The following is a 15,432-nucleotide window of genomic DNA, read 5'->3' on the forward strand; positions in this document are numbered from 1 at the left end:
GATGTCCGAAGTTTCGATTGGCGAGAACCTGGTCGAGGTCCGCAACCTGGCCGTCGAGTTCGTCACCGGCGATCAGGTCCAGCGCGTGGTAGAAGGCGTCTCCTTCGACATCCGCAAGGGCGAAACCCTGGCCCTGGTGGGCGAAAGCGGCTCGGGCAAGTCGGTCACCGCCCATTCCATCCTGCGCCTGCTGCCGTACCCGCTGGCCCGCCACCCGCAGGGGCAGATTCATTTCCACGGACAGGACCTGATCAAGGCCGACGAGAAGGCGATGCGCAAGATCCGTGGCAACCGTATCGCCATGGTCTTCCAGGAACCCATGACTTCGCTCAACCCGCTGCATACCGTGGGCAAGCAGATCAACGAGGTACTGGAGATCCACAAGGGCCTGCGTGGCAAGGCCGCCAGTGCCCGCACGCTGGAATTGCTCGAGCTGGTGGGCATACCGGAACCGCGCAAGCGCATCCGCGCCTACCCGCACGAACTGTCCGGCGGCCAGCGCCAGCGCGTGATGATCGCCATGGCCCTGGCCAACGAGCCGGAGCTGCTGATCGCCGATGAACCAACCACGGCGCTGGACGTCACCGTGCAGCTGAAGATCCTCGAACTGCTCAAGGAACTGCAGGCGCGGCTGGGCATGGCGTTGCTGCTGATCAGCCACGACCTCAACCTGGTTCGGCGGGTCGCCCATCGCGTATGTGTCATGCAGCGCGGTCGTGTCGTCGAACAGGCGTTGTGTGAAGAACTGTTCCGTTCACCCAAGCATCCGTACACCCAGGAATTGCTCGCGGCCGAGCCCAGCGGTGGGCCGGTGGAGGTCGAGCAGGCGGCACCGCTGCTGGAGGTCGAGGATCTGCGCGTCTGGTTCCCGATCAAGAAGGGCCTGCTGCGGCGCACCGTCGATCACGTCAAGGCGGTCGACGGTGTGAACTTCAGCCTGCCCAAGGGGCAGACGCTGGGGATCGTCGGCGAAAGCGGCTCAGGCAAGTCGACCCTGGGGTTGGCTATCCTTCGTCTGTTGGCCAGTCGCGGCGAGATCCGCTTCCAGAGTCAGCAGCTGCAGGGCATGTCACAGGGCGCCGTGCGGCCGTTGCGCCGGCAGATGCAGGTGGTCTTCCAGGACCCGTATGGGAGCCTGAGCCCGCGGATGTCGGTCGGGCAGATCATCGGCGAAGGGCTGCGCATTCACCACATGGGCAATGCGCAGGAGCAGGAACAGGCAATCATTGACGCGCTCGTGGAGGTTGGTCTCGATCCGGAAACCCGGCATCGCTATCCCCACGAGTTTTCCGGCGGACAACGGCAACGCATTGCCATTGCCCGGGCTCTGGTGTTGAAACCGGCGCTGATACTGCTCGACGAGCCGACCTCGGCTCTCGATCGCACGGTCCAGCGCCAGGTGGTGGAGCTTCTGCGCTCGTTGCAGACCAAGTACAACCTGACCTACCTGTTCATCAGCCATGACCTGGCGGTGGTCAGGGCACTCAGCCACCAGATGATGGTGGTCAAGCAGGGCCAGGTGGTGGAACAGGGTACGGCTGCCGAGATATTCGCGGCGCCGCAACATCCGTATACACAGCAGCTGCTGGAATCCGCCTTCATGGCACCCGGCGCTGCCGAACAACCAGAAGAGGGACAAGCACATGGGTTTTCTCACCGGTAAGCGCATACTGATCGTCGGCGTTGCCAGCAAACTGTCGATTGCCTCGGGCATCGCCGCCGCCATGCATCGCGAAGGTGCAGAACTGGCTTTCACCTACCAGAACGACAAGCTCAAGGGCCGCGTCGAGGAATTCGCCGCCGGCTGGGGCTCGGGCCCGGAGCTGTGCTTCCCCTGCGACGTCGCCAATGACGAAGACATCGCCCGCGTGTTCGAGGAACTGGGCAAGAAGTGGGACGGCCTGGATTGCATCGTGCATTCGGTCGGCTTCGCTCCCGGCGACCAGCTCAACGGCGACTTCACCGAAGTCACCACCCGTGAAGGCTTCAAGATCGCCCACGACATCAGCGCCTACAGCTTCGTCGCCCTGGCCAAGGCCGGTCGCGAAATGATGAAGGGCCGCAACGGCAGCCTGCTGACCCTCTCCTACCTGGGCGCCGAGCGCACCATGCCGAACTACAACGTCATGGGCATGGCCAAGGCCAGTCTGGAAGCCGGTGTTCGCTACCTGGCCGGCAGCCTCGGCCCGGAAGGCACCCGCGTCAACTGCATCTCCGCCGGTCCGATCCGTACCCTCGCCGCCTCCGGCATCGCCAGCTTCCGCAAGATGCTCGCTGCCAACGAGAAGCAGACCCCGCTGCGCCGCAACGTCACCATCGACGAAGTCGGCAACGCCGGTGCCTTCCTCTGCTCGGACCTGGCTTCCGGCATCAGCGGTGAGATCCTCTACGTCGACGGCGGCTTCAACACCACCGCGATGGGCTCGCTGGAAGACTGATCCCGCGCCCGTCTACAAAAGCACCGAACCCCGCCTGCTGGCGGGGTTCGTGTTTCTGCGCAGCGGGCTCAGCCGGCCGTAACCGTCATGCCGCCATCGGCCATGACCACCGAACCCACCACGAAGCTGGCCCGCTCCGAGGCGAGAAAGGCGACGATCTCGGCGATCTCCTCCGGTTGCGCCGCGCGCCCGATGGGTGCGGCTTCGCCATGCTGAGCAAGAAAGCCCGGGCCGTCCTCGACCACGTCGTTGAGGATGTTGGTCACCACATCGCCGACGCCGATGGCGTTGACACGAATGCGATGCTCGATCGCCTCCAGCGCCAGGGTGCGGGTCAGCTGCGCCAGCGCGCCTTTGGATGCCGTATAGGCGGCAATGGTCGGAAAGGCAAAGTAGGACGCGTAAGACGCGATGTTGACGATCGCCCCCGAGCGGTTGGGCATCATCGCCTTGACCGCTTCGCGGCAATGCAGGAACGCCGCCGTAGCGTTGACCGCCTGAATGCGCTCCCAGTCCTCGCGGGTCATGTCTACCACCTGCTTGTTGATGATGATCCCGGCGTTGTTGACCAGGATGTCGAGCCGGCCGAAATGCTCGATAGCCAGCGCGACAGCACGCTCGGCGGCGCCATCTTCGGTGATATCCGCCTGCAGCGGCACCAGCCCCGGCCGAGCGAGCTCCTCGATCGCCGGGTTGATGTCTTCGGCGATGACCTTGGCGCCCCGATCGTGCAGCAACAAGGCGATCGCCCTGCCGATGCCGCTGGCGGCGCCGGTGACCAGCGCGACCTTGCCTGCAACTTCCTGAACGACGGTGTGATTCGAATCAGTCATGGTGCTCTTCTCTCTTTTGGGCTGCGCCACGAGGCGCGATGGGCTAACTGTCGCCCATCGCAGCAGGCCGGGCTTTCGCACGCTTACGCTGGCTGTCGCGGTTTTGCGCGCAGCAGGGATCTGCCGAGGCGCAGGGTCTGCGCTAACCTTCGGCGCTGAGCGCTTTCGAATGTCTGCCAGGAGCAAACCATGCCGCGGCCATCACAAGCCCCGCCACGGCCCCATACGGGGCAAACCAGTCCGCAGTCGATGAGCGATTACCTGCCTTGTGAAGCGCGAGTGACCACACAGCAGCCGCCGATGCAGGACGTGGTGGTGCAGCTGTTCAGCCATCGCACGATCGTCGAGCCGATACAGGTACCGGCAGTGTTGGAGCCGCTGCTGGTGCTGGTACTGGCCGGTGCGGCACGAGTCGAGGAACGTGCACTGGCTGGGCAATGGAGCGCGGCCACCGTCAGGGCCGGCGATTTCTTCCTGACCGATACCCACGAGCCCTACGAGATGCGCTGGCAGACGCTGGAAGGTGAGCGCTTCGAGGTGATGCACCTGTATCTCGGCCTGCCGCTCATCGACCAGGCCGCCCGGGAACTGCTCGGGTCGCAGAGCACAGCGGTTGCCTTGCGGGATGTCTCCGGCGCTCAGGACGACACGGTTCGCTGGTTGATGGAGAAGCTGCACCACGAGCTGATCGACCAGCGCCACCCCAGCCTGCTATACGTTCGCGGCCTGGCCCAGGCACTTGCCGTGCATCTCGTGCGTCACTATCGGGATCGGCAAGAGGTCGTCCGCCGCAGCAACGCCTTGCCGGCTTACAAGCTGCGCCGGGTCATCGAGGCGATGGATGCGCAGCTGGCCGACGATTTCAGCCTTGCACAGCTGGCCCGAGCCGCCGAGCTGAGCGAGTACCACTTCAGCCGGATGTTCAAGCGCGCGACCGGGCTTTCGCCGTCGCAGTATTTCATCGGCCTGCGCATGGCGCGGGCGCGTCGGCTGCTGATCGAAACGCAGCGCAGCGTCATCGATATCGGGCTGGAAGTAGGCTATTCGAGCCCGAGCCACTTCTCCCAGGTGTTCCGCCGCGAGGTGGGCGTCACGCCCAGCGCCTATCGCCAGGCATGAACTGCCTTTGCCTGGCGCCAGAACGACAAAACCCCGACCATGACGACCGGGGTTCTGTTCTGGCAAACCCGACGACCGCCGGGTTTGCGTAACGCAGGCTGATCAGCGCTTGGCGACCAGATCCTTCGGCAGCTTGAAGGTCCAGACCATACCGCCCTGGTTGAAGTCCTTCACGCGCTTGGCGACCTCGCCGCCCCACAGCGGTACCGCACCACCCCAACCGGAGAGAACGGAGACGTACTGCTCGCCATCCATTTCCCAAGTGACCGGAGAACCGATTACGCCCGAGCCGGTGTTGAACTCGTAGACTTTCTTGCCGGTCTTGGCATCGAAAGCCATCAGGTAGCCCTCGGGGTTGCCGGTGAACACCAGGTTGCCCTTGGTCGCCAGTACGCCGCCCCACAGCGGAGCGTAGTTGTTGTAGCGCCACACTTCCTTGCCGGTCTTCGGATCGATGGCGCGCAGCACACCGATGAAGTCTTCGTTCAGCGGCTTGATAGTGAAGCCGGCACCCAGGTAGGCGGCGCCCTTCTTGTAGGCTACGCCTTCGTTCCAGATGTCCATGCCCCACTCGTTGGACGGCACGTAGAACAGGCCGGTGTCCTGGCTGTAGGCCATGGGCATCCAGTTCTTGCCACCCAGGAAGGACGGTGCGACGAACACCGACTTTCCCTTGTCCGCGTCGGCAGGATTGCCCGGGCGGTGGGTTTCGTCGTAGAGCGGACGGCCGTTCTTGTCCAGGCCCTTGGCCCAGGTGATCTTGTCGACAAACGGGAAACCACGGATGAACTTGCCGTTGGTGCGGTCGAGCACATAGAAGAAGCCGTTGCGGTCGGCCGTGCCGGCAGCCTTGATAGTCTTGCCGCCTTCCTTGTAGTCGAAGGAGATCAGCTCGTTGACGCCGTCGAAGTCCCAACCGTCATGCGGGGTGGACTGGAAGTGCCATTTGATCGAGCCGTCGTTCGGGTCCAGAGCCAGACGCGAGGACGAATACAGGTTGTCGCCAGGGCGCAGGTGCGAGTTCCACGGCGCCGGGTTACCGGTACCGAACAGCAGCGAGTCGGTGTCCGGATCGTAGTAGCCGCCCAGCCACGGAGCTGCACCGCCGGTCTTCCACAGGTCGCCCGGCCAGGTCTTGCCCGCTTCGCCACCGGAGATGCCAGCCTCGACCTTCTTGCCGTCCTTCCAGACGTAACCCATGTGGCCTTCCACGGTCGGACGGGTCCACAGCAGCTCGCCATTCTTCGCGTCGTAGGCCTCGATCTTGCCGACCACGCCGAACTCACCACCGGAAACGCCGGTGATCAGCTTGCCGTTCACCACCAGCGGTGCGGCGGTCAGCGAGTAGCCAGCCTTGTAGTCGGCGACGGTCTTCTTCCAGACCACCTTGCCGGTGTCCTTGTTCAGGGCGACCAACTTGGCGTCCAGCGTGCCGAAGATCACCAGGTCGCCATACAGCGCCACACCGCGGTTGATCACGTCACAGCACGGCATGATGCCGTCGGGCAGGCGGGCGTCGTACTGCCACAGTTCCTTGCCGGTCCGGGCATCCAGTGCGTACACGCGCGAGTAGGAACCGGTGATGTACATCACGCCGTCCTTGATCAGCGGCTGCGCTTCCTGACCGCGCTGCTTTTCACCGCCGAGAGAGAAGCCCCAAACCGGTCGCAACTGATTGATGTTATTGGTGTTCAACGTGTCCAGCGTGCTATAGCGCTGGCCCTGCAAACCCAGACCGTTGGTGACGATCTGATCGGTGGATTTGGCGTCGTTGAGGATTTCCTGGTCGGTTACGGCCCAGGCGTGCAGGCTGGACATCGCCACCGCGGCGCATAGCGCCGTCACGGCGAAGGGCTTGCGAAGACCGGTGTGCTTCATTGCGGCTACCTCTGCGGGTTCATTGTTATGCCGGGAAATTTTCCCGGTCTGTGGGTGATTCTTGGTTTGCACCGCCTCGCCAACAATTGCCCGCAGTACCGATTTTCCTCCTCCCTTGGTAGCAATACGCCTCCGCAGGCCACGAAAGACGCGCGATTCGGCCCGCCGTCAATGCCGGGCGGCACCGAAAGTCGCACCCATATGGCCGGAAAAGACTATTCCGCTGAGCCCACCCCACGCCCTACAACGGACGTCCCCTCGCTCAGAAGGATAAGAGCCATGCTTCGCCCGAAATTGGTCATCGCCCTCATCGTCTTCACCTTGCAAAGCGCCCACGCGTCCGAACCGATCCGCCTGGGTCTCAACTACCCGAGCACCGGCAACTACAAGTCAGAAGGTCTGGAGCTGCGCCGTGGCGCCCTGCTCGCCGTCGACCAGATCAACCAGGATGGCGGCTTGCTGGGCCGGCGTCTGGAGCTGGTCAGCCTGAATTCGGCGGCTCGCGCGGAAAAGGCGCGTGCCAACGTCGACCGTTTCGCCAAACAGGGCGCAGCGATGATCTTCGGCGGCGCTAACAGCGAAGAGGCGCTGAGCGCCGGCCAGCGCGCCCGCGAACTTGGACTGCTGTACTTCCCCACCCTCGGCTACGCGAACGAGATCACCGGGCGGGACGGCCATCGCCACCTGTTCCGCGAGTCCAACAGTGCCTGGATGAGCGCCCGGGTACTCGGCGAATACCTGAGCTGGCACATGCCCAATCGCCGCTACCACTACATCAGCCTCGACGATGCCTGGGGCCACAGCATGGAGCAGGCCCTGCGTGAAGCGACCAAGAGCCGCGACCGCGCACGCCACGGCTACTCGAAGATCGCCGCACGAGGTGCCCGTCGCGACGACTACCTGAGCGCGTTGCAGAAGGCTGCCGCCAGCGACGCGGATGTGCTGGTGATCGTCCTGCTCGGCCAGGATCTGGTACAGACCATGCGCCTGGCGCACACCCTGGAACTGGGCAAGCGCATGCAGATCATCGTGCCCAACCTCACCCAGAGCATCGTCGAGCAGGCCGGACCGCTGGTGATGGAAAACGTGATCGGCACCGAAGCCTGGACCTGGCGGGTACCGCAGCGAGAGAAAAGCGAAACCGGCCAGGCGTTCGTCGAGCGCTACATCGCGTTGCACCAGGCTTATCCCGGCAGCACCGCAGCGTCAGCCTACGGCATCGTCCGGCAGTGGGCCGACGCCGTGGGGCGGGCCGGCCGACTGGATAGCGAAGCCGTCATCGCCGAGCTGGAGAACCATCGCTATAGCCTGTTGAAGGACGAGCAGTACTGGCGCGACTTCGACCACCAGAACGTCCAGAGCATCTACGCGGTAAAGGTTCGCGATCGCAGCGAGATCATGCAGGATCGCTTCAAGCAGGACTACTTCACCATCATCCATCGCATGGATGGCGAGGAAGCCGCGCCTAGCCTGGACGACTGGCAGCAGGAGCGCGGTGATCAGCTACAGCTGCAGTGATTGAAGGCAGCGTCTGGAGTGGAACATCAACCGGCGCGCCGCGGGCACGCCTTCACTCGTCGACGCGCTGCAGCGCCATCGCTTCGTAACGCGGATACAGATGACTGACGCTGCGGATCAGCTCATAGCGGGTCAGGCTGATGCCGGCGAAGCGCTCGGGGATCGGGCTCTGGATCACCTCGTTCATGTCCGCCCCGCCATTGGCGGCTTCTCGCAGCAAGCCGTCCAGCCAGCCGAGGTAGTCGCGCATCTGCAGGAACGGCGCGGCATCATCGGCGACAGGGCCGTGGCCAGCGACCAGGCGCTTCCAGGGCAACGCCTCGAGCGTATCCAGATCTTCCAGCCAGACATCCAGGCCAGGACTGTTCGGCGTGGTCAGCGCGCGCTGGTAGAACAGGATGTCACCGGCGAAGAGCACGCCGCTGCGTTCGTCGAGAATGGCCAGATCGGCACCGGTGTGACCGCGCAGAGCGAGCAGACGCAGGGAGCGACCTCCGATATCCAGCGTGCCGGGTGCCAGAGTCTCGGTCGGCAACACCACCTCGGTACCGCGCATCCAGTCACCAACCAGGCGGTACATGTTCTCGGCCATGGCGTTGCCCTGCTCGCGCAACAGCTCGGTCGTGCCGGCGAGCGCGGCGATGGGCACATCGGTAAATGCCTGGTTGCCGAGGACGTGATCAGGATGATGATGCGTCAGCAACAGCTTGATGACCGGGCGATCGGTAACGCTCGCGATGGCCGCGCGCATCGCCTCGCCGTAACGCCGCGACGGGCCGCTGTCGATCACCACCACACCGGCGTCGGTGACGATGAAGCCGGTGTTGACGATATTGCCGCCGTTGGCCTTGTCGAAGTTGTCCGTCGAGCCTTCCAGCAGCCACACATCATCGGCGATCTGCCGCGGCTGCAGGGTGTAACGCAGCTCGGCGTGTGCGGGCAGGGTCAGACAGAACGCGAACATCAGAAGCAACAGGCGCATGACGCCTCCTTGGCTTGGTTGCTGGCTCTCGGAGAAAACGCGGGCTGGTCAGCTCAGAGCGCGGCTTCGAACTCGTTGCCGTTGTTGTCACGCAGCCACAGGCGAGTGTCCTGCGCGCCCTTCACTTCCAGGCTCAGACTCGGGTTTTCGGCGACCGCCGGATACAGTTCCAGCTCCGCCAGGACCTGACCGTCGGCATCGCGCAGCTCAGCCTGGTTGAGAAAGAACTCGGGAATGCCGCCGACCAGGCCGTTATCCATCGGATGGGAGACCTGCAGGCGCAAACGACTGAAATCGCCGCGGGCGAAGCGCCCACCGATGACCTCACCGAGGCGGTCTTCCCAGCCTGGCTGGGCACGCACCACGCTCGGCGCCGTACAGCCGCCACCGGCAGCATCGACCTTGGCCGAGCCGATGTGCCAGACACCGTCACGGGTCAGCACCGCCGCGCGGATCGGTGTCGCCTGTTCCACACGTATGCGGATGGCGACCAGCGGCACGACCTGCTCGCCAGGCGTGAAGGTAAAAATCCGTGGGATGGGATTGAGGTCGGCCCAGGCCTCGATACGCACCACCTCGTCACCGAGGGCCCTGGCATCGATGTGCACCGGCACCTGCCGCGAATCCTCGGCGAATGGCGGTACCTGGACCTTTACGCGCTCGTCGAACACGTAGGGCTCGCTGTTGAGCAAGCCCTTGTGGTGGTACTCCCACATCACCGACTGCAGTGGGTCGGCCTCGGCCGCCAGGGCGCCCGAGGCGTGAAGGACCATCATCAGCAGCAAGATTCGGACGCTCATGTCGACTCCTCGAACGGCGATCCGCAGCGGGATCGGCATGGCGCAACCGGTCAGCGCCCGGCCACGTCGCTCTCCACATCCTGATACAACCCGGGCAACTCGTAGCTCAAGCCGTAGCTGGCGTAGAGTTTTTCCAGCTCGCCTTCAAGAATCAGCGGCTCCAGCACCCCTTCCAGCGCATAGGCCAGCTGGCGGTTGGATTCATGCACCGCCATGCCGAGATCCCATACCTGCTTGCCCATGTTCGGGTAAGCGTTCTCGGCGAGCTTCAGGTGCTCGTCGTCGGCCTGGTCGAGTAGCCACTCGATCTCCGCGCGCATGGCCATGGCCGCATCCACCTCGCCGTCCTGAAGCGCAGCGAACGCCTCGCGGATGCTCGGGTAATGATGGGTGTGCTTCGCCAGCCGGCCCTCGAATACCGAAGACAGGTAGAACGAGGGCACGCTGTCCACTTCGACGCCAATCGGGTGGTATTGAAAGACCGCCACGCTCGGCACCTCGTCGATCCGGCGATCGTCATATGCGGTCTGCCAGCGCTCGCGCTGATAGGGCGCGAACATCACCACCAGCTCGTTGATCATTTCACCCAGCTCGTTGCGCTTGTAGGCGAACTCGCGGTCGTACGGCACACGCAGCATCACGTCAGCCAGCACGCCAGGCCGCAGGTAGTGGCCCTTCCAGATGAAGTTGCGCAGGTCGTCGTCGAGGGTTTCGTCCGGCGTCACCCACAGCACTTCCAGCTTCAGGCCCAGCCCTTCGGCGAGCTTGCGCGCCAGCTCCACATCGACACCGCGTGGCTGGCCATCCTGCTGGTAGCTGTACGGCGGGAAGTTCTCGTACATCGCCACCTTGAGCACGCCGGATTCGATGATGTCATCGAAGGCGCGTACCTTGACCACGTCCGCCTGCGCCAGTGCGCAGCACAGAACCAGCCACAGCGACAGAACCAGCCGGACGGCGTTCATCACTGCTTGGCCGCTTCGCTTTCAATATAGGTGCGAATCGCCCACAGCGCTTCCTGGCTGAGGGTGTCGGCCATACGCGGCATGTACACGGCACCGTCACGGACCGCGCCATTGATCACGCGCTCCTTGTACCACTCGTCGCCGTCGTAGCTGGCTTCAAGCTCACGCAGATCGGGCGCGATACCGCCAGAAATGGCTTCCAGACCGTGGCAACGTGCGCAGTTCTGGTTGTAGGCGGAAGAACCGATTTCCACGGCCAGGTCGTGGTGCTCGCTGGGCGCACGATAGGGGTTCTCGTCCAGCCATTCTTCACCGAGATCCGGCAGGCCCTTGGTGTTGACCGCCTGCGGCGTCACGTCACCATGCGCCAGAACCAGGCCGGACATACCGAGAACACCCGCTGCCAGCAGTGAGCGCAAAAAGATCTTGTTATTCATGACTACCACCCTCTATTCGAGAACCTGTGCAAGGCAGCCCCATCGGAGCGCATGGTGGTCATGTTGGCGGCGAGGACGGATTGGCAGAATCCTGCTTTGGGTGCCTGCATCTCCTCCCTTGGTACTAGGTTTTACTACCACCTTCGGCACTCCACTGGTAGCAAGGCCAAATCAGTGGGGCTTGGGAAGTATTCCCGGCATTCGCGGGACGTTTTCCGTGTCCGCACCCGTAGCGCGCTTCCAATAATCGAATCGCCAGGCCAGCCGGATGCGGCGGCCTCGTTCGAATCGACCAAGGGAATCGCAACCATGACAACAAGATCGCACCCCGGCACACCCCGTCCGCTCGCCCTCGCTGTGCAATGCCTGACACTGGCTGGCAGCCTGGCGCTGGCCGCTGCCGCCCAGGCCAAGCCGGTCAGCTGGGAAGACATCGCCAAGGATCATCTGTCCACCGAGAACGTCCTGCAGTACGGCATGGGCACCAATGCACAGCGCTGGAGCCCCCTGGCGCAGGTCAACGAGAGCAACGTATTCAAGCTGACCCCGGCTTGGTCGTTCTCCTTCGGCGACGAGAAGCAGCGCGGCCAGGAATCCCAGGCCATCGTCCATGACGGCGTGATCTACGTGACCGGCTCCTACTCGCGCGTCTTCGCCCTCGATGCCAAGACCGGCAAGCGCCTGTGGAGCTACTCCCATCGCCTGCCCGACGACATCCGCCCGTGCTGCGACGTGGTCAACCGCGGCGCGGCCATCTATGGCGACAAGATCTACTTCGGCACCCTCGACGCCCGTGTCGTGGCGCTGAACAAGGACACCGGCAAGGTCGTCTGGAACAAGAAGTTCGGCGATCACGGCGCCGGCTACACCATGACCGGCGCACCGACGCTGGTCAAAGATGCCAAGACCGGCAAGGTGCTGCTGGTGCACGGCAGCTCCGGTGACGAATTCGGCGTCGTCGGCAAGCTGTTCGCCCGCGACCCGGATACCGGCGAAGAAGTCTGGATGCGCCCCTTCGTCGAGGGCCACATGGGCCGTCTCAACGGCAAGGACAGCACGCCGACCGGCGACATCAAGGCGCCGTCCTGGCCGGACGATCCCAACCACCCGACCGGCAAGAAGGAAGCCTGGAGTCAGGGCGGCGGCGCGCCATGGCAGAGTGCGAGCTTCGATCCGGAAACCAACACCATCATCGTCGGCGCCGGCAACCCCGCCCCGTGGAACGGCTGGGAGCGCACCAGCGATGGCGGCGACCCGAAGGACTACGACAGCCTCTACACCTCCGGGCAGGTCGGCGTCGATCCGAGCACCGGCGAGGTGAAGTGGTTCTACCAGCACACCCCGAACGATGCCTGGGACTTCTCCGGCAACAACGAGCTGGTGCTGTTCGACTACAAGGACAAGAACGGCAAGACCGTCAAGGCCACGGCCCACGCCGACCGCAACGGCTTCTTCTATGTCGTCGACCGCAAGGACGGCAAGCTGCAGAACGCCTTCCCCTTCGTCGACGGCATCACCTGGGCCAGCCATATCGACCTGAAAACCGGTCGGCCGGTGGAGAACGAGGGCCAGCGCCCACCCAAACCGGAGCCGGGCGAGAAGCATGGCAAGTCGGTCGAAGTCTCCCCACCCTTCCTCGGTGGCAAGAACTGGAACCCCATGGCCTACAGCCAGGACACCGGCCTGTTCTACGTACCGGCCAACCACTGGAAGGAGGACTACTGGACCGAGGAAGTCAGCTACAAGAAAGGCTCCGCCTATCTCGGCCAGGGCTTCCGCATCAAGCGCATGTACGACGACCACGTCGGCATCCTGCGCGCCATGGACCCGACCACCGGCAAGGTGGCCTGGGAACACAAGGAGAAACTGCCATTGTGGGCTGGCGTGCTGGCGACCAAGGGCAATCTCGTCTTCACCGGCACCAGCGACGGCTACTTCAAGGCCTTCAACGCGAAGACCGGTGACGAGCTGTGGAAATTCCAGACCGGCAGCGGCGTGATTTCCCCGCCGATCACCTGGGAACAGGACGGCGAGCAGTACATCGGCGTGACGGTCGGTTACGGCGGTGCCGTGCCGCTGTGGGGCGGCGACATGGCCGTACTGACCAAGCCGGTCGCTCAGGGTGGTTCGTTCTGGGTATTCAAACTGCCGGAATGGGAGAAGAAGACCGCCAAGCGATGAGTCGAGCCGTGCCCGCCATCGCGCGGGCACGCCTCATGTTCTGAAGATACAGCGGTTCGCGCGGCGCGCCTGGCCTGGTCGGCTGCGGGTTGGCGCTCTCGTCGACAGGCCCAGGAACGCCGCGCGACCGCTTTTTCTCCCCCGCCCTGCCCCAGGTGACCTCCCATGAACACCGCTAACCGCTTGCTTCTGCCACTGCTCCTGTTGGCCAGCGCGTCCGCCATCGCCGCAGACGACGCTCCTCTGACGATCAACGGCTGCGTACTCCAGCCCGAGAGCCAGTGTGCCAACGCCGACCTGCGCGGCGCCGACCTGAGCAATCAGGATTTGCGCCGTATCAATCTCGCCGGTGCCAACCTGTCCGGAGCCAACCTGCGCCACGCCAACCTCGACCTGGCCAATCTGGAAAAAGCCGACCTCAGCGGTGCCACGCTTAACCGCGCCAGCCTGCAACAGGCCAACCTGCGTCTGGCCAATTTCACCGATGCCCGGCTGATCGCCATCCAGGGCTGGGGCCTGTTCGCCCAGGCCGCCCAGTTCGAGAGGGCCGACCTCACCGGCGCCTACCTCGAGTTCGCCCGCATGAGCGGCGCCCAGATGCACGACAGCACGCTGCACGCCGCCGACCTGGAAATGACCTGGCTGAGCAAGGCCGACCTTCTGGGCGCCGATCTCACCGATGCCAACCTGCAGGAAGCCAAGCTCAACGACGCCAACCTCGGCAACGCCGTGCTGACCGGCGCACGCCGGCATTACGCGACCTTCCAGGGCACCAACATGGAAGGCTGCAAGGACTGCCCGGTCGATTGGGAGAAATGAAAAACGCCGGCGATAGGCCAGTTCAATCGCCGGTATAGAACAAACCATTGGCCTTCGACCTCAGGAAAAGGACTCCTGCGCCGATCAAGTGACTGGGCGGCCTTGCCCTTCACTGGATGCCAATAAATGTTCAACAAGAACCTGAAACGAGAACTGGCTGAATTGCGCGAGGAAGCCGCAATCAATAAGCAGATCAAGAACTCGTTGTACAGGGAGATGATGGTCCTGGAATTGGACCCGCAAGGACGCATTCAGCACGCCAACGAGCTGTTCCTCAGCGAAATGGGTTATCGCCGCGACGATCTGATCGGCCGCTCCGTCGACGACTTCTTCAGCCAGCAGTTTCGTACCGAACCAAACTACGCACGCCTCAAGACCGCCATGCAGCGTGCCGAGCATCTCAGCGGTGCCTATCGACTGCTGCGGGCCGACGGCAAGGAAGCCTGGCTGCGTTCGATCTGGCAGCCGATCAAGGGCTCGGATGGCACGTTGCACCACTACACCCTGTGCGCCACCAACCTGACCCGTACCATCGAAACCTCGCGCGAGCACGAGAGCGTGGTCAACGCGCTGCTGCGCTCCACCGCGGTGATCGAATTCGACCTCGGCGGGCATGTCATCACCGCCAACCAGCGCTTTCTCGACGGCATGGGCTACCGCCTCGAGCAGATCAAGGGCAAGCACCACCGCATGTTCTGTGAACGTGAGGAAAGCGAGTCGCCGGCCTATCGCGAATTCTGGGCTAGCCTCAACCGTGGCGAGTACATCGCCGAACGCTTCAAGCGTATCGATGCCCACGGTCAGACCGTCTGGCTCGAGGCGTCCTACAACCCGGTGCTCGATGCCTACGGCAAGCTGTACAAGGTGATCAAGTTCGCCACCGTCATCACCGATCAGGTCAACCGGGAGATGGCCGTGGCCGACGCCGCAACGATTGCCTACGACACCTCCCAGCACACCGACCTCAGTGCCCAGCGCGGCGCGCAAGTGGTCCAGCAGACGGTCGAGGTGATGCATCGCATCGCCCAGCAGATGCAGGAAGCCTCCGACGGTATCGAGGCGCTGGACAAGCAGTCGCAGCTGATCGGCGCGATCCTCAAGACCATCAGCGGTATTGCCGATCAGACCAACCTGCTGGCCCTCAACGCCGCCATCGAAGCCGCACGGGCTGGTGATCAGGGCCGTGGCTTCGCCGTGGTGGCCGACGAGGTTCGCCAGCTGGCGGCCCGCACCAGCAAGGCCGCCGAGGAAATCGTCGGTGTCGTGCAGAAAAACCAGGACCTGGCGCAAGCCGCTGTGCACAGCATGAGCGCGAGCCGTGACCAGGCCGAGCAGGGACTGGAATTCGCCAACCAGGCCGGCGCGGTGATCGTCGAGATCCAGGACGGCGCGCAGCGCGTGGTCAGCGCGGTCGGGCAGTTCGCCAGCCAGTTGAAGAACTGATGGCGAGCCTGTCCACAGC

General features: G+C 63.8%; 13 protein-coding genes. 7 read left to right on the forward strand and 6 right to left on the reverse strand.

All coding sequences use genetic code 11. The features are described 5' to 3' along the window. The first annotated feature begins 1 nt into the window (after position 1). On the forward strand, positions 2-1,663 hold the full coding sequence (locus tag ACX1DW_RS08075; protein WP_458993171.1) for an ABC transporter ATP-binding protein: 1,662 nt from the start codon (positions 2-4) through the stop codon (positions 1,661-1,663). Then, the gene (gene fabI, locus ACX1DW_RS08080) at positions 1,644-2,438 is read left to right on the forward strand and encodes an enoyl-ACP reductase FabI (RefSeq protein ID WP_458993172.1); all 795 of its coding nucleotides are present in this window, start codon (positions 1,644-1,646) and stop codon (positions 2,436-2,438) included. Before ACX1DW_RS08075 ends, fabI begins: the two co-directional genes overlap by 20 nt. A 68-nt stretch (positions 2,439-2,506) precedes the next feature. On the opposite strand, the gene ACX1DW_RS08085 is transcribed toward fabI, so the two are convergent. Beyond that, a complete protein-coding gene (locus ACX1DW_RS08085; RefSeq protein ID WP_458993173.1) occupies positions 2,507-3,271 on the reverse strand; it encodes an SDR family NAD(P)-dependent oxidoreductase in 765 nt (254 codons plus the stop codon). 249 nt (positions 3,272-3,520) lie between these two features. Between ACX1DW_RS08085 and ACX1DW_RS08090 the strand changes: the two genes are divergently transcribed. Beyond that, positions 3,521-4,390, forward strand: a complete 870-nt coding sequence (locus ACX1DW_RS08090; RefSeq protein ID WP_458993174.1) for a helix-turn-helix domain-containing protein — start codon at positions 3,521-3,523, stop codon at positions 4,388-4,390. 102 nt (positions 4,391-4,492) lie between these two features. Here the strand turns inward: ACX1DW_RS08090 and ACX1DW_RS08095 are convergent, their stop codons facing one another. After that, the gene (locus ACX1DW_RS08095) at positions 4,493-6,268 is read right to left on the reverse strand and encodes a PQQ-dependent methanol/ethanol family dehydrogenase (protein WP_102840997.1); all 1,776 of its coding nucleotides are present in this window, start codon (positions 6,266-6,268) and stop codon (positions 4,493-4,495) included. Positions 6,269-6,547: 279 nt separating this feature from the next. Here ACX1DW_RS08095 and ACX1DW_RS08100 point away from each other — a divergent pair, with 279 nt between their 5' ends. Continuing rightward, positions 6,548-7,786: a substrate-binding protein gene (locus ACX1DW_RS08100; protein ID WP_458993175.1), complete on the forward strand. Its 1,239-nt coding sequence runs from the start codon at positions 6,548-6,550 to the stop codon at positions 7,784-7,786. A gap of 52 nt (positions 7,787-7,838) precedes the next feature. On the opposite strand, the gene ACX1DW_RS08105 is transcribed toward ACX1DW_RS08100, so the two are convergent. The 4 genes from ACX1DW_RS08105 to pedF are packed head-to-tail and all read right to left on the reverse strand — an operon-like array spanning position 7,839 to position 10,970. Next, on the reverse strand, positions 7,839-8,768 hold the full coding sequence (locus tag ACX1DW_RS08105) for a quinoprotein relay system zinc metallohydrolase 1 (RefSeq protein ID WP_458993176.1): 930 nt from the start codon (positions 8,766-8,768) through the stop codon (positions 7,839-7,841). Positions 8,769-8,821: 53 nt separating this feature from the next. Beyond that, positions 8,822-9,568 (reverse strand): quinoprotein dehydrogenase-associated SoxYZ-like carrier, encoded by a 747-nt coding sequence (locus ACX1DW_RS08110; protein WP_063540636.1) that lies wholly within the window; start codon positions 9,566-9,568, stop codon positions 8,822-8,824. Between the two features lie 50 nt (positions 9,569-9,618). After that, positions 9,619-10,533 (reverse strand): substrate-binding periplasmic protein, encoded by a 915-nt coding sequence (locus ACX1DW_RS08115; RefSeq protein ID WP_458993177.1) that lies wholly within the window; start codon positions 10,531-10,533, stop codon positions 9,619-9,621. Next, positions 10,533-10,970: a cytochrome c-550 PedF gene (gene pedF, locus ACX1DW_RS08120; RefSeq protein ID WP_046618948.1), complete on the reverse strand. Its 438-nt coding sequence runs from the start codon at positions 10,968-10,970 to the stop codon at positions 10,533-10,535. The genes ACX1DW_RS08115 and pedF overlap by 1 nt, the downstream gene beginning before the upstream one ends. A 309-nt stretch (positions 10,971-11,279) precedes the next feature. Here pedF and exaA point away from each other — a divergent pair, with 309 nt between their 5' ends. From exaA to ACX1DW_RS08135, 3 genes are all read left to right on the forward strand, one after another. After that, a complete protein-coding gene (exaA, locus tag ACX1DW_RS08125) occupies positions 11,280-13,151 on the forward strand; it encodes a quinoprotein ethanol dehydrogenase (protein WP_267934474.1) in 1,872 nt (623 codons plus the stop codon). Positions 13,152-13,316: 165 nt separating this feature from the next. Beyond that, a complete protein-coding gene (locus tag ACX1DW_RS08130; protein WP_046618944.1) occupies positions 13,317-13,970 on the forward strand; it encodes a pentapeptide repeat-containing protein in 654 nt (217 codons plus the stop codon). Between the two features lie 126 nt (positions 13,971-14,096). Continuing rightward, the gene (locus ACX1DW_RS08135; RefSeq protein WP_458993178.1) at positions 14,097-15,413 is read left to right on the forward strand and encodes a methyl-accepting chemotaxis protein; all 1,317 of its coding nucleotides are present in this window, start codon (positions 14,097-14,099) and stop codon (positions 15,411-15,413) included. Positions 15,414-15,432: the final 19 nt, after the last annotated feature.

It is taken from the genome of Stutzerimonas sp. KH-1 (genome assembly GCF_054483855.1).